The sequence below is a fragment of the Virgisporangium ochraceum genome (assembly GCF_016863655.1).
GTDB classification, from domain to species: Bacteria; Actinomycetota; Actinomycetes; order Mycobacteriales; family Micromonosporaceae; genus Virgisporangium; species Virgisporangium ochraceum.
In genome coordinates this window covers 20664-44290 of record NZ_BOPH01000072.1, presented here as the reverse complement: position 1 = coordinate 44290, position 23627 = coordinate 20664, and the positions used below count along the sequence as shown (strand labels likewise).

At 66.6% G+C, this 23627-nt stretch carries 19 protein-coding genes, 1 tRNA gene and 1 pseudogene; 6 read left to right on the top strand and 15 right to left on the bottom strand.

From position 1 onward, the window contains the following. Positions 1-9 precede the first annotated feature (9 nt). Entirely contained in the window at positions 10-4218 is a 4209-nt protein-coding gene (fxsT, locus tag Voc01_RS24620) for an FxSxx-COOH system tetratricopeptide repeat protein (protein ID WP_203929900.1), read from the top strand. Between the two features lie 3 nt (positions 4219-4221). On the opposite strand, the gene Voc01_RS24615 is transcribed toward fxsT, so the two are convergent. The 4 genes from Voc01_RS24615 to Voc01_RS24600 all read right to left on the bottom strand — a co-directional run bounded on the left by Voc01_RS24615 (position 4222) and on the right by Voc01_RS24600 (position 9009). After that, positions 4222-5754, bottom strand: a complete 1533-nt coding sequence (locus Voc01_RS24615; protein ID WP_239160459.1) for an HEXXH motif domain-containing protein — start codon at positions 5752-5754, stop codon at positions 4222-4224. Positions 5755-6092: 338 nt separating this feature from the next. Beyond that, entirely contained in the window at positions 6093-6263 is a 171-nt protein-coding gene (locus Voc01_RS24610; RefSeq protein ID WP_203929898.1) for a hypothetical protein, read from the bottom strand. A gap of 244 nt (positions 6264-6507) precedes the next feature. After that, positions 6508-7686, bottom strand: a complete 1179-nt coding sequence (locus tag Voc01_RS24605; RefSeq protein ID WP_203929897.1) for a right-handed parallel beta-helix repeat-containing protein — start codon at positions 7684-7686, stop codon at positions 6508-6510. 63 nt (positions 7687-7749) lie between these two features. Next, positions 7750-9009, bottom strand: coding sequence for a pectate lyase (locus Voc01_RS24600; protein WP_373873866.1), 1260 nt, complete (start codon positions 9007-9009; stop codon positions 7750-7752). Positions 9010-9234: 225 nt separating this feature from the next. On the opposite strand from Voc01_RS24600, the gene Voc01_RS53265 reads away from it, so the two are divergent. Both Voc01_RS53265 and Voc01_RS53260 read left to right on the top strand, forming a co-directional pair. Continuing rightward, a complete protein-coding gene (locus Voc01_RS53265) occupies positions 9235-10338 on the top strand; it encodes an RNA polymerase sigma factor (RefSeq protein ID WP_239160458.1) in 1104 nt (367 codons plus the stop codon). Between the two features lie 12 nt (positions 10339-10350). Then, a pseudogene (locus tag Voc01_RS53260) lies at positions 10351-11268 on the top strand (right-handed parallel beta-helix repeat-containing protein); the annotation flags it as partial. Here Voc01_RS53260 and Voc01_RS24590 read toward each other — a convergent pair. From Voc01_RS24590 to Voc01_RS24565, 6 genes are all read right to left on the bottom strand, one after another. Then, entirely contained in the window at positions 11269-11781 is a 513-nt protein-coding gene (locus Voc01_RS24590; RefSeq protein WP_239160456.1) for a DUF2199 domain-containing protein, read from the bottom strand. 375 nt (positions 11782-12156) lie between these two features. Then, positions 12157-12666 carry a hypothetical protein gene (locus Voc01_RS24585; protein WP_203929896.1) on the bottom strand — a complete coding sequence of 170 codons (510 nt, stop codon included), beginning with the start codon at positions 12664-12666 and terminating at the stop codon, positions 12157-12159. A 317-nt stretch (positions 12667-12983) separates the two neighbouring features. Continuing rightward, positions 12984-13931, bottom strand: coding sequence for an SWIM zinc finger family protein (locus tag Voc01_RS24580; RefSeq protein ID WP_203929895.1), 948 nt, complete (start codon positions 13929-13931; stop codon positions 12984-12986). Beyond that, complete coding sequence (locus Voc01_RS24575) at positions 13931-16066, bottom strand: DEAD/DEAH box helicase (RefSeq protein ID WP_203929894.1); 2136 nt, start codon at positions 16064-16066, stop codon at positions 13931-13933. The genes Voc01_RS24580 and Voc01_RS24575 overlap by 1 nt, the downstream gene beginning before the upstream one ends. Next, on the bottom strand, positions 16051-16566 hold the full coding sequence (locus Voc01_RS24570) for a hypothetical protein (RefSeq protein ID WP_203929893.1): 516 nt from the start codon (positions 16564-16566) through the stop codon (positions 16051-16053). Before Voc01_RS24570 ends, Voc01_RS24575 begins: the two co-directional genes overlap by 16 nt. A 1096-nt stretch (positions 16567-17662) precedes the next feature. Beyond that, positions 17663-17729, bottom strand: a tRNA-Arg gene (locus Voc01_RS24565). A 458-nt stretch (positions 17730-18187) separates the two neighbouring features. Between Voc01_RS24565 and Voc01_RS24560 the strand changes: the two genes are divergently transcribed. Then, the gene (locus tag Voc01_RS24560) at positions 18188-19582 is read left to right on the top strand and encodes an RNA/DNA-binding domain-containing protein (protein ID WP_203929892.1); all 1395 of its coding nucleotides are present in this window, start codon (positions 18188-18190) and stop codon (positions 19580-19582) included. 103 nt (positions 19583-19685) lie between these two features. On the opposite strand, the gene Voc01_RS24555 is transcribed toward Voc01_RS24560, so the two are convergent. From Voc01_RS24555 to Voc01_RS24540, 4 genes are read right to left on the bottom strand one after another with little or no spacing between them, the layout of a single operon-like run. After that, positions 19686-20795, bottom strand: a complete 1110-nt coding sequence (locus Voc01_RS24555) for a hypothetical protein (RefSeq protein ID WP_203929891.1) — start codon at positions 20793-20795, stop codon at positions 19686-19688. 41 nt (positions 20796-20836) lie between these two features. Further along, positions 20837-21244 (bottom strand): NUDIX hydrolase, encoded by a 408-nt coding sequence (locus Voc01_RS24550; RefSeq protein WP_203929890.1) that lies wholly within the window; start codon positions 21242-21244, stop codon positions 20837-20839. Further along, positions 21241-21918, bottom strand: a complete 678-nt coding sequence (locus Voc01_RS24545; protein WP_203929889.1) for an NUDIX hydrolase — start codon at positions 21916-21918, stop codon at positions 21241-21243. The genes Voc01_RS24550 and Voc01_RS24545 overlap by 4 nt, the downstream gene beginning before the upstream one ends. A gap of 28 nt (positions 21919-21946) precedes the next feature. Continuing rightward, positions 21947-22300: a GntR family transcriptional regulator gene (locus Voc01_RS24540; RefSeq protein WP_203929888.1), complete on the bottom strand. Its 354-nt coding sequence runs from the start codon at positions 22298-22300 to the stop codon at positions 21947-21949. A 177-nt stretch (positions 22301-22477) separates the two neighbouring features. On the opposite strand from Voc01_RS24540, the gene Voc01_RS24535 reads away from it, so the two are divergent. Next, positions 22478-22747: a hypothetical protein gene (locus tag Voc01_RS24535; RefSeq protein ID WP_203929887.1), complete on the top strand. Its 270-nt coding sequence runs from the start codon at positions 22478-22480 to the stop codon at positions 22745-22747. A 186-nt stretch (positions 22748-22933) separates the two neighbouring features. Here the strand turns inward: Voc01_RS24535 and Voc01_RS24530 are convergent, their stop codons facing one another. After that, positions 22934-23170, bottom strand: coding sequence for a helix-turn-helix transcriptional regulator (locus Voc01_RS24530; RefSeq protein ID WP_203929886.1), 237 nt, complete (start codon positions 23168-23170; stop codon positions 22934-22936). Between the two features lie 33 nt (positions 23171-23203). Here Voc01_RS24530 and Voc01_RS53255 point away from each other — a divergent pair, with 33 nt between their 5' ends. Further along, entirely contained in the window at positions 23204-23620 is a 417-nt protein-coding gene (locus Voc01_RS53255; RefSeq protein ID WP_203930026.1) for a DUF6284 family protein, read from the top strand. The last annotated feature ends 7 nt before the right edge of the window (positions 23621-23627 follow it).

Genomic DNA, 23627 nt, shown 5'->3' with positions numbered 1-23627 from the left:
GGTCCCGGGATGCCGCACTGGCGGGAGGTGGCCGACGCGCTGTGGCTGGCCGCGGTTACGCGGTCTCCGGTGGACGATCCATCCACTGTGGACGTTGCGGCGGACCCGGCGCCGGCGGTCGACGCCCGCCCTCCGGCCGCCACCCCCTCGTCGGCCGCAGGCGCGGCCCGGCCCCCTCCACCGGTGGAGTGGCGGGAGACCGCCGAGCGCATCGAGGCGCTGGTCGACCTCGACCCGGTGTCGGGTCCGGTCGCCGCCCTGCCCGGAACGTACCGGCTGGGCCAGGCGCTGCGCCCGTTCAAGCGCCGGGTCGTCTCGGTCACCGAGACCGAGCCCGACGAGGAACGCACCGCCGAGTACGCCGCCGACACGGGTCGATGGTTGCCGCAGTACCGGTTCGTGGAGGCGCGCTGGCTCTCACTCGTGCTCGTGGTCGACGGCAGCCCGTCGATGGCCGTCTGGCGGCCGACGGTCGCCGCGCTGCGGTCACAGCTGGAACGGCACGGCTCGTTCCGCGGCGTGCGCACGTTCGTCCTGACGCCCGGCCTCCGGCCGCACGGACCCGGCGGCTCGTCCGCGCGCAGCCCGGCCGAACCCCTGGACTCCACGGGCCGGCAGGTGTTCCTCGTGCTGACCGACGGTCTCAATCCACTGTGGAGGGATGAGCGGACGCAGGCGATGCTGCGGCTGTGGGGTCGCAGCGGTCCGCTCGCGTTCGTCAACCCGTTCCCGCAGAAGCACTGGCACCGCACGGCCCTGGCGCCGCGGCGGGCCAGGCTGCGCCCGCCGCGCGCGGTCGCGCCGACCAGCGCTCTCGAGGTCCAGTTGGCGAGCTCGACCCTCGACGAGCCGCTGCGGTCCGACGGCCTGGCGGTGCCGGTGCTCGAACTGAACCCGCGTTGGATCTCGTGGTGGGCCCGCCTGGTGACCGAGCCGACCGGATGGGTCGACGGGCTGGTCCACGTGGTCGGCTCCGGCGCCGCGACGCCCGACGACCCACCCACCGACGCGACCGAGCTGGTGCTGCGCTTCCGTTCCAGCGCCTCGTCGACGGCGTTCCGGCTGGCCACCTACCTGGCCGCGGCGCCGCTGGACCTGCCGTTGCTGCGCCGGATCCAGCGGTCGCTGCTGCCCGAGTCGGCGCCGCTGCACCTGGCCGAGGTGGTCACCAGCGACCTGGTGGTACGGGTCGACGGCGCCCTCGACTTCGCCGCCGGCGTGCGCGAGGCCCTCCTCGCCGGGAGCACCCGCCACGACTCTGCACGCGTGCTGCGGGCCGTCGCCGCCCACCATAACCTCCGCCGCCCCGCGACGCTGGCACTGACCACAGCGGTCGAGGTACCAGACAGCGACCCGCTGGTGACCCGCGAGACCTTACCGCTGGCCCGCATCGAACTGGCGGTCCTGAACGCCTTGAGCGGGCCGTACGCCCGCCGCGCCCACCGCCTGGGCGAAGCGATAGCCGCCCTCGAACGCGACGAGCCAGGCGCCCCTTCCCGACCCGTCGGCACCGCCACAAGCGGGCCGACCGACGAACCTGAATCCGGCGTACCCCCCGCCGACGCGACCGAGAGTGGTGAGGTCATGCCCGACCGACCGAATGACGATGCCTATGCCGTTGGCGAACCGTTGTTCCCGGTCGGCGCCGGCGGTCCGACCGAGCCGCTGTTGGGGGGAGACGACCCGATCCTGTCCGTCCAGGCTCTCCTCGACGGTCAGAGCGACGAGACCGGTCCGGCCGTATGGGGCAGCATTCCGACCCGCAACCCGGTGTTCACGGGTCGACGGGAACTGCTCGAACAGCTGGAGCGCCGGCTGCAGACCGAGAGTGTGGCCGCGGTTCTGCCACAGGCGCTCCACGGCGAGGGCGGGGTGGGGAAGTCGCAGATCGCCATCGAGTACGCCTACCGGCATCGTGCCGACTACGAGGTGATCTGGTGGATCCCGTCCGAACGCCCGGCGCAGATCCTCGCGTCGATCATCGAACTGGGCAACCGACTCGGGCTGGACGTCGGAAACGAGGTGATCACCGCGGTTCCCCGGGTGCGGGCGGCACTGCGGGCCGGCACACCCTACTCGAACTGGCTGCTGGTGTTCGACAACGCGGAGACCCTTGACACCGTGCGGGAGTACCTTCCGGAGGCGGGCACCGGTCGGGTGTTGGTGACCTCACGGAATCAGGAGTGGAGCCGGATCGCGGAGACGCTGGAGGTCGACGTGTTCAGCCGGCCCGAGAGCGTCCGGCTTCTCCAGCGTCGTAACCCAGGGTTGGACGACGAGGACGCCGATCAGCTCGCGTCCGAGCTGGAGGACCTTCCGCTGGCCATCGAGCACGCCTCGGCATGGCTGGCGACGACGGGCATGTCGGCCCGGGAGTATCTCGCGCTCCTCGAACAGAAGCAGGTTGAACTCGCCCACATGCACCCGGCTCCACGGTACGAAATGCCGGTAGCGGCGGCGGCACACGTGGCGCTGGATCGGCTGGCGGTCGAGAATCCCGCCGCGTTGCAGTTGCTGCAGGTCTGCTCGTTCTTCGCACCGGAACCGATCAGCCGGGAGCTCTTCGCCGGGCCGCGGTCCACCCCCATCGCACCGGAACTCGACCGGGCGCTGCAGAGCTCGAGCCAGCTCGCGCAGGCGATCCGCGACATCCAGAAGTACGTGCTTGCCCGGATCGACCACCGGACCAACTCCCTGCAACTGCACCGGTTGGTGCAGGCGGAGCTCAAGGCCCGGATGCCGGAGAGCCAACGCACCGGGATGGAGCATGGCGCGCATGTGTTGCTCGCGAGCGGTGGAAAGCCCGGCGAACCCAGCGATCCGACGCACTGGCTGCGTTACCAGGCGTTGGCGTCCCACCTGACGGCGTCGAATGCTTACACGTGCGAGGACGACTGGGCCCGGGAGCTCGTACTCAACCTCGTCGCGTTCTACTTCTCCTGGGGCGACTACGCCAGCGGCCGCGACCTCGCGCAACTGGTGGTCGACGACTGGCGGGAACGGCTCACCGCCGACCATCCGCAGACGCTCCGGGCGGCGAAGTGGCTGGGCTATTTCTGGTTCCTCGAGGGCGACAACGATGCCGCGTCCGCGATCCACCGCGACACACTCGACCGCTACCGGCGCGCGGTGGGCCCCGACGACGGGGAGACCATCGACGCCATGGGCATGGTCGCCTCGACGCTGCGGGTGGCCGGACGTTTCAACGACGCTCGCGATCTCGACCTGGAGACCTTCGAGCGGTCCCGTCGGCTCTACGGTCAGGACGACCCCGACACGCTCAGAGCCGCTCACCTCCTGGGGGTGAGCCTCCGGTTGACCGGTGAGTTCCGCACCGCGCGGCAGTTGGACGGGGACACCTACCGACGGCGGGTTCCGGTACTCGGCGACGACCATCCCGAGACCCTCCGTACCCTCAACGGATTGACGATCGACGAACGTGAGTGCGGCGAGTACCTCAAGTCGCACCGGTTGGCGGAGCGGAGCTACACGCAGCACGTGACCCTGTTCGGCGTGGCCCACCCCGACACGGTGCGGGTGGCGCGCAACCTTGCGGTGGCCCGGCGCCGCGCCGGAGACCATGAAGGCGCGTACAAGCTGGCGGAGGACACCATGAACCGGCTTCAGGACCGGTTCGGGGCCGACCATCCGGACACGATCGCCGCACAACTCGACTTCGCGGTGGACGTCCGCGAAAGCGACGACCTGCCTAGGGCGCGGACACTCGCGATGCAGACCGCGGAGCGCTACCGGATGCGCCTCGGGCCCGACCACCCCTACACCTGGTACGCGCGAACCAATCTCAGCATCGTTCTCCGTCTGCTCGGCAACCCGGAGGACGCGTATCTGCACAACATAGAAGCCCTAACCGGGCTTGAGCGGACACTGGGCCGGAACCATGTCATGACGTTGACGTGCGAGATCAACCTCGGCAGTGATCTGGCGGCCCTCGGTGAACACAGTCGAGCGTACGAGCTCGACGTGAACACGGTGCGCCGGTGGCGTCAGGTCACCGGTCCCGACCATCCGTCCACCCTCGCGTGCGCGATCAACGTCGCCTTCGACCTCATGGCTCTCGGCCGGGGCGAGGAGGGCGAGCGCCTGTTCGACGAGGCGGTGGCCGGATACGTCCGTGTGCTCGGTTCTGGCCATCCGGCGATCGTTGCCGCCAACGCTCGGGTCCGGGCCAACTGTGATGTCGACCCGATGCCCTTCTGACCGTCAGTCGTCCTTGATGACCTGCGCCAGCCAGGCAGCCACCTCGACGGGGTCGGCCGACTTCCCCGACGCGGCATGGACGGCGCGGACGAGATCGGGTCGGGACGTCAGTGCCTTCGCCGCCTCGCCGCCGCCGCTCTCGGACAGCGCGAGCGCGAGACCCACCCAGGCCTGGATCTCCTCGTCCGAGCCGTGTTGCGAACGGGCCAGCCGGTTCAGGTAGATGCTCAGCGCGGTATCGACATCGCCGTGCACGAGGGCGAGGTCGGCGGTCGCGAGCGGTTCCGGGGATGCGGGCGTGCCGACGCCGAGGATGCGTCGGCGGGCCAGATCGGGTATGCGTTGTGGCCACCGCTGCGTCGGGTGGGGCCCGACCGCCGGTAGCGGCGGGAACCCGGGCAACCGACGTTCGGAAAAGGCCTCCGCCAACGCGGTGGCGTCGACGGCCGGCACCTGCCGGTGCCGTAGCCGCCAGGCCGTGCGGTGACAGCCGGCCGTCAGCCGGGCCAGCCGTTCGACTTCCGGTTCGACCCGATCCGACCGCCAAGTCTCGACGACCGAGGCGAGCCGGACCACGAGCTCGCGGCCCTCGTCGGTGAGCGCCAGTGCGTCTCTGACGGACCGCAGCGCCTCGATCGTCTGACCTCGCGCGTACAGGTACTCGTAGCTCGCCAGGACGGCGTCGGAGCCGTGGACGACCAGTCGGTGCCGGCGCCAGAACTCCGCGATTCCGAAGAACGCGTAGATGCCCTGGAGGAAACCGCCCAGGGGACGCGGGTCGTCGCGCCACGGCGCGTAGTAGTAGCACCCGTCGTCCTCCGCCAGTGGCACCAGATGCATCAACGCGCCCAGCTTGATGTGCTGGAACTCGTGTACCAACGCGACCGCGAGCGTGACCGCATCCGGCGGTTGCGACACCATCACGCTGCCGAACGCTTCTCCGTTGGACGCGCTACGAGTCTCTTGACCGGGCCGGCCGGGCAGGGGCACCAGAGAGATGACACCCTCGGCCAGAGCGGCGGCGGACTCGGCGTGATGCGTACACAGCAGCGTCCAGGCGTCGTCGAGCAGATCCTGCCAACGCTCGACGGAGCGGTCGTCCAGCCGCGACGGCGGCACCGGGTCGGCCAGGTCGCGGAACGGGTCCAGGTCGTCGAGCCAGACGGTCAACGGCAACTTCGAACCGGCGACGATGTGCCGCAGATGCCACCAGTGGTCGGTGTCGTCGTCGGGATCGGGGCCAACCACCACCTGCGTGTCGTCGGCGGACAAATAGATGGAGCCGGCGTCGGTACGGGCGTTCACGGTGGATGCCGCGACAGCGGGGGAGAACTTGGCCAGCCCGAGCGTCGGCAGCATGACGGTGCCGTAGCGCGTGGGCAGGTTGGTCGACCAGTTCAGCCCGACCCGCGCCGCCGCGATCAGGGCGAGGACATGGATCAGGCCGAGGTCGGTCCAGATCGGGAAGTCACTGTCGACGCCGCCGCGTTGCCGGCGAAGGGCGTACGCAGCCGCGTTGCCGACCTGTGGGTGCATCAGGAGATCGTCGACCGCCGCTTGGTCGGTCTCCCTGGCTCGGCTGAAGACCGACCAGGCGGTGCGGGCGGAAGGCAGGGGGCCGAGCGCGCCGGGCGCCTCACAGTGTTTGAACAGAGTGACGATCAGGAGCAGCCGGCGGCTGCGTTCCGTCTCAGAGAAGAGAAATCGGGTGATCTCCGGCGAACCCGACCCGCACGCGAGCGTTTCCAGGAACGCGACAGGCAGCTGATGGTGGGTGAGTTCCCCTGGGCGGGCAGAATCCACGCCTGAGGGTAGCGGACCTGCGTGGGCATGACGATCGGCGGCACGCCGCTGGTTTCACCCGGTCGGGGGGCTCAGTCGGCACGGCCGGGAGGGCCGGTGTTTCCGATGTTGTAGCGCGGACGTTCGATCTGGCTGAGAAGCAGGTCGACCGCTCCCTGCAGAGAGGCGAAGTCGCGGTGTACCTCGTCCAGGGAGGCGCTGCTCAGGTCAACCAGGGTCGTCTCGACCTCGGGGCCGTCCATGCGTGGCTCACGCTCCCTCTGCACGTGAATGCGCCGCGTGTGGATTCACGTGCACGCGGCACAATATTCCATCATCCTGCCTCCTGCGTGAGGTGTCCCGCCCCGTTTCGCGAATCTTGAAGCGCCGTAGGCTGCGAAGATTCGGCCGCTGGCGGCGCGGAGCCGGAACATAACGATTCCGCTAAGCCGGTTGATTCACCCGCTAGAGATCGAGAGCCCGCCGGTGCGCCTCCCGGTACGGCCTTCAGATTCGCGCGCCAAGGTTCGGATAGCTGTTGGGACGCAGGAAGCTGGACGACCGGATACTCCCGTCCGGGTTCCGGGCCCCCGTCAACGCCGAAGGATCCGTACTCGCCACATCCGAAGCCGTCCACGACGACTTGATGTTCCACGAGTTCCCACTCGCGGAGACCCCACTACCGAGGGACACCCCGGCGCCGTTGGTCAGGGCAAGGTTCCCCGTAAGCCGCGACGTCGAGCTCCCGAACTTGTACCCGCTGTCCCCGTTGCGCCAGGCCGAGCACCTGTCGACCGTGATCGTCCCCGGGTTGCCGTTGTCGATGATCCCGCCCACCGCGTTCTGGAACGAGAAGCTGTTCCGGATCGTGTGGTTGGCCGGCGGGTCCGGGTCCCCTCCGCCCATCTTGAACCCGTTGCCGTCGCCCACATAGGACGGCAGGTTCCACCGGTTCACCCCGTTGCCCCAGGCCGCGGAGTTCTCGATCAGGATCGGCGACGTGAACAGCCACGCGTCGAAGCCGTCGTCGGAGTTGTTCCACAGGCGGGCGCCGCGTACCACGTTCCCGGATCCCGAGCCCTCCTTGATGGCCAGGCCGTCGGCGCTCTCGCCGTTCTTGCGGGGGTCGCGGTTGCCGTAGCTGTCCAGGTTGATCACCTGGTTGTTCGACGAGGCGCTCTGGATCTGCGGGCCGGACTCGTAGTTGTCGCGGGTGATCAGCCGTTCGAAGATGTTGTTGTTGCAGTCGCGGCAGAAGATCGCGTAGGGACCGTTGGCGATCTCGACGTCGCGCACCCGCCAGTAGTCGGCCTCGATGTGCAGGACGCCGCGCTCCAGGTTGGGGATGCTGCCGCCGACCGGGGCCGGGGTGTGCGGCAGGTTCTCCCCGTCCAGCACGACCTTCTCGCCGTTGTAGTTGGTGATCGTGTACGGCGACGACGACGTGCCGTCCTTCATGATCCGCACGTTGGTGGTGAAGGGGTACGTGCCGCCGCGCAGGGCGATCGTGGTGCCCGGGGTGGCCAGCTCGACGGCGCGGGCCAGGCTGGCCAGCGGCGAGGCGACGGTTCCTGCGTTCGCGTCGTTGCCGTTGGTCGCCACGACCAGCGTCGTCGTGGCGCTGGCGGGTGACGCCACGGCGAGCGAGCCGCCGACCAGCGCGGCCACCAGCAGTACTCGGTACATGACAGTGCTCCTCGATAGCGGACCGGCGGCCGTCGTGTGCCCACCACGACGGCCGCCGGCGTCTCAGCGGTAGGTCAGGTCGGACGCGGAGTAGAAACAGTTGGTGCCGTCGGCTCCGGTGCCGACCTGGGTCGGTTCGTTGCCGCTGCTGTTGCCGGTGTACTTGCGGCAGATCACCATCGCCCGGCTGGAGTCGTTGACGATCGTGACCCCGGTGAAGCGGGCCGTGTCGCCGTAGTTGGTGTTGATGCCGGCGACGGTGTTGCCCGGTCGGGTCAGCGTCACGTTGCGGATCACCACGTTGCGGCGGTACTGGGTGGAGCAGTTCCCGCACGAGCGGTAGAAGGTGCCGAAGTTGCTCGCCTGGAAGTTCTGGATGGTCAGCGTCCCAGCGCCGTTGTGCTGGAACACCTTGTCGCTGGCGCTGCGGGCCCCGCCGCCGTCGACCAGGAAGGTCGGCGAGCCGCTGCCGCGGAAGGTGGCGGCGTCCTCGCCCACGTCCTCCCACCAGACGTTCCGCAACGTGCACGAGCCTTCGCAGTGCACGCCGTCGCCGGCGGGGGCGCCGATGATGACGTTCTGCAGCGTCGCGCCGTTGACGAGCCGGAACATCGGGTCCTGGTCCTCCTCCTGGCCGCCGTCGCCGATGCAGCAGAAGCGGCGCATGCCGCCGTCGTAGGTGCCGGAGACGGCGACGGTGCCGTTCACCGCGGTCTGTCCGGTCGGGGTCGGCCAGGCGCCGGTGGGCGGCGGCGTGGTGCCGCCGACGGTGGCGAGCTGCCACTGCTGGTTCCAGCCGTCGAGGTCGTCGTACTGGGCGATGCGGCCGCCGTCGGCGGTCGACCACTCCCACACGTCCAGTGCCTTGTTGGAGTGGCGGTTGATGAAGCGGACGTAGCCGCTGTCGGAGTCCGCGAGGCGGAAGTGCTGGCGGGTGTTCGAGCTCGACGACGTGGCCTGGACCAGGAAGCTCCCGTTGTTGGCGTCGGGAACCTGAAGGACCTTTCCACTGTGGACGGAGCGGACCTGGTAGTAGCCGCTGCCGACCGACACGAACCGCCACTGCTGCACGGCGAGGTCGTTACGGGCGAACTGGTTCACGGGTGCGTTGTCGGCGGTCGACCACTCCCACAGGTCCATCGCCTTTCCGCTGTGGCGGTTGACGAACACGTACGTGGCGTTGGTGTCGGGGGTCGCGGCCGACGCGGCGGGTGCGTCGGCCACCGCCAGGGCGGTCGTCGCGACGAGGGCCGCGCCCGCGAGCGCGGTCACCCTCCGGCGGCGGCCGCCCCGCCCGGCGGGGTGGATGGTGCTGACGGTCACGGTGGGTACCTCTCGGAAGAAGGACGGTGATTGCGGCTAAAGTAGTGACGCCCATAAATGAATGTCAAGCGCTTCGATTTGTTTCCATGAAACGATTCACAGGAATTGCAAACCGCTTTTGAGCAGCACGAACCCGCCGATTCTCCGCTCCACCCGAATCGACGCCGCGCACCCGGTAGACCCCGCACCCCGTCCCCGCATAACACAAACCCGGAAAGATCTTTTGTGACCCGCGGCCAGACCGACACCGCCACCCTCGTGCGGGCCGCCCAGGCCGGCGACCGGGGCGCGCTCGACGATCTCCTCGGCGGCCATCTGCCCCTGCTCTACGACGTCGTCGGCCGCGCGTTGGGCGGCCACGCCGACGTCGACGACCTGGTGCAGGAGACGATGGTCCGGATCGTGCGCGGCCTGCCCGCCCTCCGCGACCCGACCCGGTTCCGCTCGTGGGCGGTCGCGATCGCGTACCGCCAGATCCAGCGCTACGCACGGCATCGCACGACGACGCGGCTGCGCGTCCAACAGACGCCGGTCGATCCCCCCGACCCCGGCGCCGACTTCTCCGAACGCACCGTCACCGAGCTCGTCCTCACCGGACAGCGCCGCGAACTGGCCGAAGCGGCGCGCTGGCTCGACGACGCCGACCGCCACCTGCTCGCCCTGTGGTGGCAGGAGGCGGCCGGCGAGCTCACGCGGTCCGAACTCGCCGCCGCCCTCGGTCTCACCGCGCCGCACGCCGCCGTGCGCATCCAGCGGATGCGCACGCGGCTGGAGGCGGCGCGCGTCGTCGTGCGCGCGCTCCGTGCGCAACCGCGATGTGACGCGCTGAGCGTCGGTTGGACCGGGACGGTGGACCCGTTGTGGCGCAAGCGGTTCATCCGCCACACGCGTAGCTGTCCGGACTGTGGGCGGTTGGGCCGCGGTCTCGTGTCGCCGGAGAAACTGCTACCGGGCCTGGGTTCCATGCCGGTGCCGGACTCGCTGGCCAACCTCGACCCGGGCATCGTCGTCACGACGCCGGTCTCTGCGCTGAACTTCAAGGCGGCCGTCCTGGCGACGGCTGTTCTCGTCGCCGCCGGAGGCGGGTTCACGTACGCGGTCCACGTCACGCCGTGGACGGCCGACGCGGCTCCACCGGCGGGGGCATGGGCGTCCTCGGCGGCGCTGCCCCTACCGGGTTCGCCCGTGCCCGGCGGGGCGACCGCCGCCGACCTGTACGTTGCCCCGGACGGCTCCGACGACAACGAAGGCACCCTCGACCGTCCATTCGCGACACTGGGGAAGGCGGCTTCGGTGGTGCGTGCGGGCCAGACCATCGCGATGCGCTGAGGCGTCTACCGCCCGACGAGGGCGGTGGTCATCACCGTCAGCGGCGAACCCGGAAGCCGCATCACGCTCACCAATTACCGCGACGAACGCCCGGTCATCGACGCGGCCGGCATCCCGGCCGACAAGTGGGCGGTGACCCATCGGGGCAGCTACTGGACCGTGCGGGGCCTGGAGGTGATGAACTCGAAGAGCCACGCCTACGTGTGCATATCCTGCCGCGGCAACGTGTTCCAACGCCTGTCCATGCACGGCAACGACCGCTCCGGCCTGACTTTGCGCGACCCCGGCACGACCGACAACCAGGTCCTCGACTCCGACTTCTACGACAACTACGACCCCGACGAGCCGGGAACGGCCGGCATAGGCCTGGGTATCAAGTTCGGAGACGGCACGGGAAACGTGATCCGAGGCTGTCGCGCGTTCCACAACGCCGACTCAGGCTTCGATGTGGGCCACTTCGCCGACGCGGTCACCCTCGAACACAACTGGTCCTACGGCAACGGCGCCAACCGCTGGAACGCGAGGGAATGGCGCCCCAACGCCGACGGCTTCCTCCTGGGCGGCGGCGATCCGGCTCCGGCGGCCGCGCACGTCCTGCGGAACAACGCCGCGTGGGACAACGCCGGCAACGGCTTCGACGCGTTCGACGGCTCCGCCGACGGCACGAACCGCGGAGCGCTGGTGCTCCGCAACAACACGTCGTTCCGCAACGGCGGCACGGGCTTCGCTGTTCCGGCGGGCCCGGCCCTCCTGGAGGCGAACGCCTCCGCGGAAGACAGCTCGCTGACGGCGGCCCCTGGCGTGGCGCCGTCGACGTTCCGTTCCACCGACCCCACGACGGCGGTGGGCCCCCGCCAACCGGACGGCCGCCTCCCGGTCACCGAGTTCCTGTCGCCTGGAAACGGACCGGGAGCATCGATGGTGCCGTGACTACCGCTGGACGTGCAGCAACCGCTCGGCGATCTCCTGCACCCGAGCCACCGTGATGCCGTTCCGCTGCTCCACCGCGAGCGGATGCCCGGTAGGTTCAAGCTCGACGAGCGGCCGCTGCCCGACCGGCTGCGTATGCACGTGGGTCTTGAGGTTCACCGTGGAAGGCTCGTACACCGGAAGGGCGGTCGAGAGCCATCCGAAGTACGGAGGCTCGCTCTCGCGCCCGGGCGTCATCCAGACCTCGTTCATCCTCTTGATGGTGGGCCGGCTCACCGAAACCCATACACCCCAGTCGAACTCCCGATCCGAGTCCACCACCGGAATGACAATGCGCCCACGGACGAAGAAGTGCTGCCGCTTGACCACGCACTGTTCGTCGGTGAGCTGGCTGGTCGGGTCGGAGGCGAGGTCAGGGCTCCAGTGGACGGGAGCGTCACTGCCGTAGGAGTAGGGCAGACCGGGGTGGCGCTGTCCACAGTGCCCACAGAGGAAACCAGGTTCGTCCGCCACGGGTGCGAGACTACAACGATCTTCGTCCCAGCCCGCGGGGCGACTGTCGGCGGGCGGTACAGCCGTCATTGCGGAACGCACGAGCAGGGGCCGCGGAGAATCTCCCGAGTTGCTGCCGCCCTCCGCTTCTACGCCTGATCTGGTGGCCGGCACGCGATTGTTCATTTTTGGAGCGGGCGATCTCGCTGTGCTCCAGCCAGAGAGCCATGATCGGTGTGCACATCTGCAGCCGATCACGGGGCACCTGATCCTGCATGGACTGCTGCAGTTGACGCGCCTGGCACGGGGGATCCGGTCGGTATCTTTTCAAAAATGCGCGTTCCGCTCGGATCTGACACGCGCACGTAGACCTGGGTCTATCGGATTACGCCTGTCTCATGCTGCGCTGCTCGGCGGTTCCATCAGCCGGCGCTCCTTCTGCCCGTTTGTGCAGCAGGATTGATCGCATCGAAAACGTTCTGCGTGTTCGACCAGGTATTGAAGATTTGGCCGGCCGCCCAGGATGTAGGGACGGGTCGGATCCGCTGCCACTCCGAAGCCATGCTTGAGCAGCTGGAGGCGGGCATGCCAGAAGAGGAGCACCCACCTCAGTGGCACGATCCATCGGCGGGAAAGCATTCCAAGTTGGTCGAAGACCGCAAGAGACCTCACCATCAGGTACTCTTCATCGGAGTCAGGCAGCGGCGCTTCACCAGTCGCGATCGCTTTGTATACCAGGAGCCTTCCGCGCTGCATTTCATTGCTGAGCATCACGTTCTGAATCGCGATAAAACTGTTTGTTCGCAGATTCAGCAGGCCGATCAGGACGGTTGAGAACGATATTACAATCGCAAGCATGGCGATCAAGAGGCTGAGGAAATCTTTGTTTGCTCCGACCCACGTCATGGCGAATCCTTCCGCACAGGAACCGAGAGTCCTGCAGCGTATCGCTCCAGGTCAATATGGACCGGTCCTGAAAAATGCGTCGCAATCGACGTGGCACTCGAGTTGTGCCCCGCTCACATGAACCGGACACGTGACGACGACCTCCATGCAGAGAATGTGCTCGGCGTCGATCAGGTCGGTGGTATCGGCGATCTCCGGGCTGTGCCTGATCACCCGGTCTGACAGGCGGATCGGGCGGACCAGCCCCTGCCGCGTGCATTCTGACGGCCTCGGCCGGTAGGCCGTCCTCGACTCTTCGGGCTCAGGGCTTCAACCGATCAGGCGTGGTACTTCGTGGTTCTGGCATGGCCGGTTCGCGACACCAGACCGGCGGCGCCAAGAGTGCGCAACGCCGTCCGGACATCATCGGCCGGCTGACCGAGGGCCGCGGCGAGCTCGGCCGTCGTTGCGGGGCCGAGGTGACGCAACGCGTTGAGGACCGGGTCGTCGGCATCGTCGTGCATCAGCGCCCGGGCGCGGTGGGCGGCAGTCTCGACCGCTTCAGCGAGCAGATCGGGTGAGTCGAACCCCGGTGGTGGTCCGAGCCGGCGAAGTGTGGTCTGCGGGTCGGTGGTGTCGTCCGGTCGCAGGCTGATCGCGGTCAGGTCACCGGCGGCGTTGAACAGCGCGGCCGCTGACAGCGCCGAAATCGGAACACCGTGGTCGTTGTCGTTGGGCTCGCCGGACGTGGTGGTGCCGGTCCGTGCGGCGCGTAACGCGGCGAGCAACGCGGTGCGGTCGCGTCCACGCAGGGCCGGGAGCAGGAACGGGTCGGCGTCGAAAGTGTGGGCGAGCGTGTAATGCACGGCGGCGACGTGTTTGCATGGGTTCGCCTCGTCGGGACACGAGCAGGTGGTGATCAGTTCCCTCGCGGCGGGGAACAGCGACAGTCCCACGGCGTCAAGGGTCTCGTCGATGTCTTCGGGCATGCGGCCGTCGAGCAGCGCGGCCGCGTGCCGTAGTTGGCGGGCGAGAGCGTGGGTGGCGGCGGTCCACTGCGGATCGGTGAAGACCGGGATACGCAGGCTGACCCGATAGGGCGTGCGTCTGCTGCCGTGCACCCGTGCGGTCACGACGCCGGGCGCCACGGTCAGGTCCGTGACCGACCCGTTGCGGGCGTACGTGCGTCCGCGCGGAAGCCGGTTGGCGTAGGCGCGGCCGAGGGTCTCCAGGGCCGCGATCCACCGCTGCCCCCACCAGGTCAGCCCGAACCGCGTGGTTGCCATCAGTCGTCCACGTTGTCGGTCGAGAGGGTGACGAGTGCCCGCAGGTCGGCGTCGTCGAGGTTGGCGAGCCACGTCTCACCGGCACCGACGACGGCGTCGGCGAGTGAGCGTTTCTGTTCCAGCAGAGCGGAGATGCGTTCTTCGAGGGTGCCGGCGGTGACGAGTTTGTGGACGTTGACGGTGCGGGTCTGCCCGATCCGGTGGGCCCGGTCGGTCGCTTGGTCCTCGACGGCGGGATTCCACCAGCGGTCGTAGTGCAGAACGTGCGTGGCGCGGGTCAGGTTGAGCCCGGTTCCGCCGGCCTTCAGGCTGATCAGGAGCAGCGGCGGTGCGGTGTCGTCGGTCTGGAACGCCGCGACCATCGCGTCGCGGGCGGCGCGGGTGACGCCGCCGTGCAGGAACGGGACCTTCGGCAGCCGCAGCGTCGTGCTCAGGTGTTTGGCCAGCAGGTCGCCCATCTCGCGGTACTGGGTGAACACGACCGCCCGGTCACCTGAGTCGACGATCTCGGCCAGCATCTCGGTGGCCCGGGCCAGCTTGCCCGAGCGGCCGGGTACCGGTCCGGTCTGGCCGAGGTACTGGGCGGGGTGGTTGCAGATCTGCTTGAGCGCGGTGAGCAGCTTGAGGACCCGTCCCTGCCGGGTGATGCCCTGGCCGAGGTTCTGCTCGTCGAGCAGCGCCGTGACGGCGGCCTGGTACAGCGTCGCCTGCTCCTTGGTCAGGCTGCAGGCCACGACAGACTCGATCTTCGGCGGCAGGTCGGCCGCGACGGCCGGGTCGCTCTTGATGCGTCGCAGCATGAACGGCGCCACCGTGCGACGCAGCCGGGCGGTGGCATCGGGGTCGCGCCACCGCTCGACGGGGACGGCGTACCGCTCGCGGAAGCGGGCGAACGGTCCGAGCAGGCCGGAGTTGGCGAAGTCCATGATGGACCAGAGTTCGGAGAGCCTGTTCTCCACCGGTGTACCGGTCAACGCGACCCGGGCGCGGGCCGGGAGTTGCCGGGCGACCCGGGCCGCCTGGGCGGCCTGGTTCTTGATCTGTTGCGCCTCGTCGAGCGCGACGACGTCCCAGTCGACCGTGGTGAGCAGCGCGGCGTCACGTCGGAGCAACCCATAGCTGGTGACCGTGACAGCGCCGGGCTTGAACTCCTCGACGGTCGTCGGCCGGTCCGGGCCATGGTGACGGATGACCGGCAGGTACGGCGCGAACCGGGCCAGCTCGCGTTCCCAGTTGCCGACGACCGAGGTCGGACACACGACCAGGTGCGGCCGATCGCCGTCGCGGCCAGCCAACAGCGCGATGGTCTGCAGGGTCTTGCCCAGTCCCATGTCGTCGGCGAGGACAGACCCGAATCCGAGCGCGGCCATCGACTGCAACCAGGCCACGCCGCGGTGCTGGTAATCGCGCAGGGTAGCGTCGATGTCCTTCAGATAGGGCTCGGTGACCTGACCCGCACCGCGCAGCCGGTCGACGAGATCCCGCAACGGCCCGTCGGCCACCACGTCGACAGACCCGATATCCGCGGTGTCGTACCGGCCGGCGAGGGCGACCGACAGGGCCTCGACGCCGGTGAACTCGCCCGACCGGCCGACCAGGTCGACCAGCTTCGGCAGATCTTCGGCGTCGAGCCGGATCCACTGCCCTTTCCACAGCACCAACGGCTGCTTCACAGCGACGATCTCGGCGAACTCCTCGGCCGACAGCGCGTCGTCACCGATCGCCGCCTCCCACCGGAACTGCCGCAGCCCATCACCCGACAGGCCACCCTCGACGATCCCGCTACCCGGATCGGAGATCGGCTGTCCCACCCTCAGCCGGGCCCGCAGTCGCCGCGCTCCGGCCGCGGTCAGTTCGGCCGGCAGCACCACGCCCAGACCGGCAGCGCTGAGTGCGGACGCGCCGTGCGTGAGGAACTCGGCGGCCTGTTCAGAAGTCAGCTCCAAGCCGACGGGCTGCCGCTCCGACAAGCTCGCATCCAGGGGAGGGAACAGTCGCGCGGCCTCGGCGAGCCCGCGGACCAGGGCCTCCTGTGGATCCTCCGAGGAGCGCCGGAGCACGGTCTGGCCGTCCCACACCTGCTGGGCCGGCACCATGAGGCTGGGATCGTCGGCGGCCGTCAGGTGGTATTCCATCGGCCACATGGGCTGCACGTCGTTTGTGGTAGCGGGACCGCCAGCCGCACGCACAGCCGCGCCTCGCCCCCACCACCGGCATCGACGAGCGGCGCCGCCCACCGCCCGAGTTCGTCGATGCGTGCGTCGGCCGGGGCGCTGACGACCGGATCGGCGCCGGTCAACGCGGCCACCCACTCCTGCCGCCAGTCGGAGCGGCGGGGCTTCGCGCTGCCCCGTCCGGATGTTGGATTCCGGGCGCAGGTGTCGGCGACCGCGTCGAAGAAGGCCACCATCAGATCGTGGGCGGACCAGACGGTCGAGTCGTCTTCGTCCCGGCGGAGAGCGTGGGCGGCAGGCGGAAGAGCCGCTGTAAGCGCGGTGAACCGACTGTCTTCGAGACTGGCGATCCGCCATTGAGCGATGGCGCTGCCTGGACCGCCGGGGCGCAGCGTCGGTACGAGACGCCCGCCCGCCACGAACTCCAATGCCAGCTTGGCCGCTACGCTCCAGGCCAGCACCGAGTCACCTGGTCGTAGCCACGCTGGCCAGTCCAGCGGAAGCGCCGCGAGTGCGCGCACCGCCGTACCCATCGGCACGACCCGCGCGGGTACATCGGCCGGTACGACCTTGCGCCTGGCCCGCATGCTGGCAGGGAGAACGGTCGGCAACTGCGCGGGCTCGCCAGCCGGGAGCATCACCGTCGCTGCTGCCTCGGCCACGTCGTCGACACCCCACAGTGCCAAATGCCCGTCAGACGGAACCCGTCCGCCGGGCCAGAAGGTCGCCTGAAGGACGCCCGGTTGAGACCCCAACGCGCGTCTCCCTCCGCTGGCGATATCGGGGCACCCTAAACCGCGCCGGAACGCCCTCGGCGGTCGCCATACCGTTCACCCACAAGGTGGCCGTCGGATCAAGGGGCGGAAGTCTGATCAATACGGACCATGTTGATGCCGGGGCGGACTCTCGCGACAGCGTCGAAGTCGGCCTTGACATGGGCGAGCGTCATCCCGTGGGCCTCGGCGGCTAAGCGATGATGAGATCCATCGGTGACGGCCCGCGACGTTGGCCGATCTTGAGCACGTCCCGCGCCGTCGACCGCGGCCACGTGGCGCTACGGGTCGTCCAGCGCCGGTAACAAGCGAACGTTCGGCGCAGCACCGCCGTGAACTCGATTTAGCGGGCCGCCCGGACCCCGATCATGAGTTCGGCCGCGACTGGTGGACAGAGGGCGACGGCACCCTGGGAGACCAGTCGCGGCCGTGGTCGGCCGATCTGTCCCCCGGAGGAGCCGCCAGACGGCGAAGGTATCGACCAGGTACCGGGGTCACCGGCCGGAGCGCTTGTACTCTTCGAGTACCTCAAAACCAGGTAGTCGGCGGCGTTGTCCAGGGCGTCACCGATCGATCCGGTCGAGCCGGTGATATCGGCCTCGCGGAGTGCGTCGGTGAAGGCCAGCGAGACGGACTGACTGCTCGCGGCTTGCCGGACCTCTCGTCTATCGCGGGCGACGCCTCGCGGCGTCATCATGCGATTGCAGCAACCATGTGCCACCAAATCGTAAGCTGAGGTGGCGCTTGCAGAGCCGTCGCTGGACGGGTGAGATGTTCTGTGTGCCCCCGGCAGGATTCGAACCTGCGCTCCCGCCTCCGGAGAGCGCGGCTCATGTCGAGACCAGCAAGCCGATGACCCGGTTGAATGCTCGTGTGGCTTGATCGTTCCCACCGAGTTTGGCAAGGGTTTGGCACGCAAGATGGAACGGTTAATCAGTGAAACCGAGCGCCCGGACACAAAACGAGCGATCGCGGGTGTCAAATCGATCTCCCAGGGCGGTATGAAATCGCTGAGCAAGTTCACACCGAGAGGTTGCGGCGCGCAGACGTAACAGCCCGACACACTTCTTATAGCAACGTATGGTATATGCAATTTCTAGCAATTTGTCGTAATTGGAGGAGGGGCTTGCTTCTTGAGCGTCGGACAGTTCGTTGACATCTGGACGGGCGGCGCAACCTCAGCAGCTCGGCTCGGTGGGAAGCCCGTCGACCGGAGGCAGGTGCGGTCGTGACCGCTCCACTACACTGAGCTAGACACAAGGGGTCTGTCGCGGACGCACTGTCGTGCTGTTACTGCTTGGAGTATGGAGTGTTCGAGATCGTCCAGATAACGGCCGAGCAAGCCGCCAAATTGACTTCACGGCAAGAGAGCTTCTTCCTGGATTACAAAGACAAGCGTATCGACCCGTCGAAGCTGTCTCGTGCGTTGGCAGCCTTTTGTAATTCCGATGGTGGTGATCTATACGTTGGAATTTCGCAGTCGTCTGCTGGAGGTCAGGCGGTCTGGAGCGGATTCAATGATCCGGAAGAAGCAAACAGTCATATTCAATCCTTCGAGCAGGTTTCTCCATTTGGCGAAGACCTCGATGTCGAGTTTCTTGAATGTCAGACAGAGTCCGGCTTAGTGCTTCACATTAACGCCAGAAAATCTCGATACGTTCGTAAGGCGACGGATGGAAAGGTCTACAAGCGTCTCAATGCGTCCAATCAGCGCGTCGACAGCGAAGCGGCACTTCTGGCCTTACGCCGGCAGAAGGGCTTGGAATCGTTCGAGTCGGAAACCCTGTCGGTTGACGAGATTCTGGTAACGAACTCCGAAGCCATTATCGGTTACCTCCTTGAAGTGGTTCCAACGGCCGAACCCGAAGTCTATTTGCGGAAACAGCAGCTTCTAATCGGCGGCCGTCCCACGGTAGCATCGGCCCTCCTCTTTGCTGATGAACCACAGGCGGTGCTTCCTAAGAGATGTGGGATTAAGATATACCGCTACGGCAGTGAGGAGCAGTCACGCGACCGATTGGTCGGGTTGCCCATCACCATTGAAGGCAACCTGTATTCACAAATCTTCGAAGCTGTTGCTAGGACTGTCGAAATCATTGCTGACGCAGCCTTCCTAGATGCGGAGGGGTTGCGACGAGTTGAGTATCCTGGCGAAACATTGCACGAGATTATCACGAACGCTGTGCTGCATCGCGATTACAGTGTGACGGACGACGTTCACGTGCGGATCTTTGAAAATCGTGTTGAAGTTGAAAGCCCTGGACGACTCCCCGGTCATATCACTCCGAACAACATTCTAGATGAGCGACTTAGCAGGAATCCGTTTGTTGTTCGCCACCTAAATCGATTTCCCAATCCGCCAAATCGAGATGTAGGTGAAGGGCTTAACACCGCATTCGAGTTCATGCGGAAACTGAATCTTCGTGAGCCGATCATCCAAGAGCGCGAAAACTCCGTGTTGGTCACAATTCGTCATGAGAGTTTGGCTTCGCCAGCGCAGCAAGTCGTGGAATTCTTAAAAAGTAATGAATCGATTCGTAATGAGCTAGCGCGTAAGCTTACAGGCGTAAACAGCGAGAGCAAGATGCAGAAGATCTTTGAGCGACTCGGCAGGGCTGGGGAAATCGAGCACATCCCTGGGACGGCAGGCAGGGGGTATGCATATAGGTTGGGGCCAAAGCATCGGCGGACAGGCTCTGACTAGCGGTATTCACCGATCTGAGATGGACCTCCGACACGCTTCGATCGCGAGCGCACCGCCCAGCGTCCTGCGGCGAGGGAACGGAATCCGCTTGCTTTGGTGTCTCCTAATCCCACTCGGACGGCGCGAACATAATTTGGGCAGAGGTGACGCTACGGAACAGTCTCGGACCACTTCCCTGTCGACCGGGCGGCAGCTTGGCGTCCCGTGGGATTGGCTCGAATAATTCAAAGGTCTGGTCTCCGGCGCTTACGCATCGTCCGTCTATGATTACGTTACGCATAGTTTCGGCGCGACGAGAGATGGTGGACGCAGCGGCGAGCAGCTTTTCTAAGTATTCGGGTAGGAACGATTCGTGCACGACATCAAAGAATCTAATTGTGGCGTTGGATGCCACGTGACCGCTTCCAGCCTTGCCTGGTTCCAATCGGTACGCTCGCACCCAAGGAAGCTGGCCGATCGTTTCTTCGCCGTTCTCGTTATGGACACCGATCATCGGGGCGCGGATTACTGCTAGGCTAACAATCATTCCGAACCGCACCGCGGGAGAATCTTCCGAGTATGCGCATGCCGTGTGAAGATAGTCCGCGGCCTTCAGGAGCGGGAGAGTAATCGATTTATACGCCTCCTCGCCTGTCAGTTCTAACTTGCTGCCTCTGCGGGCAGTCTTGGAAATCGATACCGCATAAGGGGCGGGTAGATCGAAGAAGTCCTCTGACCACACGCGTAGTGCGTCCTGGACACTTATGGTAAACGGTCCAATGACCGATTTCCTATCGGATCCGATTCTATACAGATCGATATCGTTTGATTCCGGCCCGACTATTTCGGGAAATGTGCCGGACAATCCGGGTGCTCGCCCCCGAAGGAAGAAGACGAACGGCAAGTAGCTTTGCTTGCATTCAACGAGCAAATTGAGGCACGGGAAGAGTGGTCGCTCACCGTCGGGAATGGAGGGCCGACTGGAAAAAGGAACTTCGGCGAAGATATCGATTGCTCGGATTTGGCCAGACTCGCGATCTAGATATGCCCATTCTTCCTGAATTACAGGCGCCGCATCTGGTTCGCTGACCGCCTTAATGGCGGATTCAATGACGTCGGCAACGGCCGCTTGAAGCGGGAATCCGGACTGTGTGATTGCGGTTCGTAGGTCTTCCTCAGTTACACCGGCCTCAAGCGTCGCCCATGGCGGTTTCTCAACCTGATCTTTCGCCACTGCTTCCTCGCGGTCTTGATCGTTTGTCTACGCTGGCTGGGTCATTTCACGAAGTTGTCCACGTGTGCCTGAACTGGATCAAAGAGAGGGTATGGCACATGTTCGGCGAGCTTCGCGCGGTCGCACCATTCAACTGCATCGAGTTCCTCCGGGTCTGCGACATGTGCGTCGCCTGAGATCGCCTCACAGGCAACGTAAATCATGTCGCGTCCGGTCGACGGGTGGATGCGTGCACCGATCTTGCCGATTGCACGTACCCTAACGCCGGTCTCTTCGGCGGTTTCGCGGACTGCTGCGTCGTATTCGCTTTCGCCCGGTTCAATCTCGCCTGCCGGAAACTGCCATGAAAGTTCGCCTTCGCGGATGCTCCGCCGAACCATGAGAATACGACCATCCTTAACCACGATGGCGGCGGCAATCGCAGGGCGTTTTTGGGCAGAGTCGGTCATATCGGCTCCTCAATGGCGCGAAGGACGGGTTCGTAGATCCGCTGAGTCGGGATGAAGCGGCCGATGTCCTGGCGGGGAGCCCAGAGCGCGTCGACGTTCTCGACGGTGTCGCGGTTCTCGACCGTGCCGGCGACGTAGTCGCAGCGGAAGTAGTGGCAGTTGACCCGCGTGATCGGGTGGATGCGGGCGCCCAGCGGTGAGCGGACGGCGCAGTGAATGCCAGTCTCTGCAAGGGTTTCGCGTACCGCGACGGTGCTCGCGGTCGCGGCGGGCTTGACGATGCCTGCGGGGAACTGCCAGTCGAGGCCCCGCTCTGGCTCGCGGCGGCACACCACAAGGACGTCGGCCTGGTGCAGGACGACGGCGATGGCGACGGTCAGCGTGATGGTGGGGATGCCGCTCGCGGCGATCTCGGCCTCGTCGTCGACCTTGAGTTGCCGGGCGAAGCGAAGCTTGGCGTCCTCCGGCGCTCGCTGGTACTCCGTGTCGAGGGCGCGTTGCAGCTCCGGCCGGATAACGACCGTCGGCTTGCTTGCCCAGCTCGCGATCGTCCGCTTCGCGATGCCGAGCTTCCCTGCCATCTCGTCCTGCGAGTAGCGGAGTGCTGCTTGGAGCGCTATCGCGTGTCGGCCGGTCCAGCGGTCGACGAGGGCAGGTGCGTCCGGCTGGCTCACGGGGTTCCGCTCCGGCCGGCGCTGCGCATTACTTGCCTCGCACCGTCAGCGTGGTTCCGGTGGGGTAGGTCTCGACGTCGCCGGTGGCTCGGGTGACGGTGATGGCCGCGCTTGAGGTGACCTGATCGCCAGGGCGTAGCTCGACTGTTGGTGGAGCGTCGACGACGAAGGTTCCGTGGCCCTGGCGGACCTCGATCAGGCCCTCTTGTCGGAGGACGGCGAGTGCGCGGCGGATCGTCTCGCGGGCAAGGCCGAACTCGTCGTGTAGATCTTTCTCAGAAGGCATCCGACGTCCCGGTGGTAGCTCTCCGTTACGGATGCGATCGCGAAGAACACTGGCGAGCTGCCGATAAGCAGCACCTTCGCGATCCGGGACGATCATGGACTTACTGTACGTATATGCGTCCGGATGCTTGGTGGTGTATTCGTCTAGACGTCTGTACCTTGAGAGTCGGGGTGCGGCGGGAGGTGCCGCGATGCCAGCCCGCCGTGCCCTGTCCAGTCATCCGGCCGGCGATCGGGCCATCGGTCACGTCGGCCGTCATCACAAGGGAGTGCGATGACCGATCGGAAAGGTGTCGACTGTTCGCCGTGGTGCCACGTCAACCACGAGCGGGGGAGTGCGGTCGACATGACGTGCAGCGGGGAAGTGTTGTGGCACAACGACAGTGCGGCCGTCGAGATCGCGCGGTACGGCGAAGATGACTTCGTCGTCCTGTCCGCATTCAGCGACAATGCGGAGCCTGTAGGTGCCAATCTGACTCTCGATGAGGCTCAAGATCTTCGCGACGCGCTCGACTCGGCCCTCGCAAGCAAGCGAGCCGCGTAGCCGTTCAACGCCACGAACCCCGGGCCACTGTCGCGGCCCGGGGTTCGCCGTCTCAAAGATGATCGGTGCACCGGTTCTGCATCGCTGATGCATCGGCGATCGTCGCTTGGTTCATCGGCCGTGCGGCCGTTTCCCGGTTGACTTGGTCTCACCGAAAGCGAGACGAGTCAACGACGGGAGGTGAATTCAGGTGTCAGCTTCGACAGAGCCGCGCCGGGGGCGGCTCGCCTGCCAGTCGCGGACGGCGGCGGGTTTCCAGGCAGGGGAGCGGCCGAACATCCGGTCCGGCGCCGGGGCCTGGCCGCGGGACACGTAGGCCGCCCACGTTGCGCGACTGATCGGCGCTCCCGCCGACTTCAGGAACGCCAACACATCCTCGGTCGTCCACCAGTCGGTTGGTAGATCGCCGGTCTGCTCGGACATCACCGGGGAGCGTACCCGCACTCAGGTACCAGAGTGCTCAAGGCATCCATCTTGCTCGAATACAACGTCACGCTGTACGTTGCCGATGAAGTCAATACAACTTCACGTTGTAGTGATCGCATCCAGAGAGGACCGAACACCGTGATTCCCGTTCCCTCACACGGCAAAGACCGCTTCGACCCCTACGAGGAACCGACCGCCGAGGCACTCGCCGCGATCGAGCGCGAGTGGTCGCTGATCCAGGCCGAGATCGAGCTGATCGACGCCGAGATCCGGCTCCTTACCGCCACCGGCGGGCCGTCCGAAGCGGACTGGCGCCGCCTCCGCCGCGCCATCCGCCGCGTCCTCCGCGAAGCCGCCGCACTGGCGACCCGCGAAGCCGGCAACGCCGAGCCGCCGACCGGCGAGCCGGCAACACCCGAAGCCATCGACCACCGCGACGCGGCCTGAAAGGAGA

What these genes read in the sequence shown, in the direction of transcription:
- fxsT (WP_203929900.1), top strand. Translation starts at nt 10, where the DNA reads ATGCCGCACTGGCGGGAGGTGGCCGACGCGCTGTGGCTGGCCGCGGTT.
- Voc01_RS24615 (WP_239160459.1), bottom strand. Translation starts at nt 5,754, where the DNA reads ATGCACCCACAGGTCGGCAACGCGGCTGCGTACGCCCTTCGCCGGCAA.
- Voc01_RS24610 (WP_203929898.1), bottom strand. Translation starts at nt 6,263, where the DNA reads ATGGACGGCCCCGAGGTCGAGACGACCCTGGTTGACCTGAGCAGCGCC.
- Voc01_RS24605 (WP_203929897.1), bottom strand. Translation starts at nt 7,686, where the DNA reads ATGTACCGAGTACTGCTGGTGGCCGCGCTGGTCGGCGGCTCGCTCGCC.
- Voc01_RS24585 (WP_203929896.1), bottom strand. Translation starts at nt 12,666, where the DNA reads ATGACGTGGGTCGGAGCAAACAAAGATTTCCTCAGCCTCTTGATCGCC.
- Voc01_RS24580 (WP_203929895.1), bottom strand. Translation starts at nt 13,931, where the DNA reads ATGGCAACCACGCGGTTCGGGCTGACCTGGTGGGGGCAGCGGTGGATC.
- Voc01_RS24575 (WP_203929894.1), bottom strand. Translation starts at nt 16,066, where the DNA reads ATGGAATACCACCTGACGGCCGCCGACGATCCCAGCCTCATGGTGCCG.
- Voc01_RS24550 (WP_203929890.1), bottom strand. Translation starts at nt 21,244, where the DNA reads ATGACCGACTCTGCCCAAAAACGCCCTGCGATTGCCGCCGCCATCGTG.
- Voc01_RS24540 (WP_203929888.1), bottom strand. Translation starts at nt 22,300, where the DNA reads ATGATCGTCCCGGATCGCGAAGGTGCTGCTTATCGGCAGCTCGCCAGT.
- Voc01_RS24535 (WP_203929887.1), top strand. Translation starts at nt 22,478, where the DNA reads ATGACCGATCGGAAAGGTGTCGACTGTTCGCCGTGGTGCCACGTCAAC.
- Voc01_RS24530 (WP_203929886.1), bottom strand. Translation starts at nt 23,170, where the DNA reads ATGTCCGAGCAGACCGGCGATCTACCAACCGACTGGTGGACGACCGAG.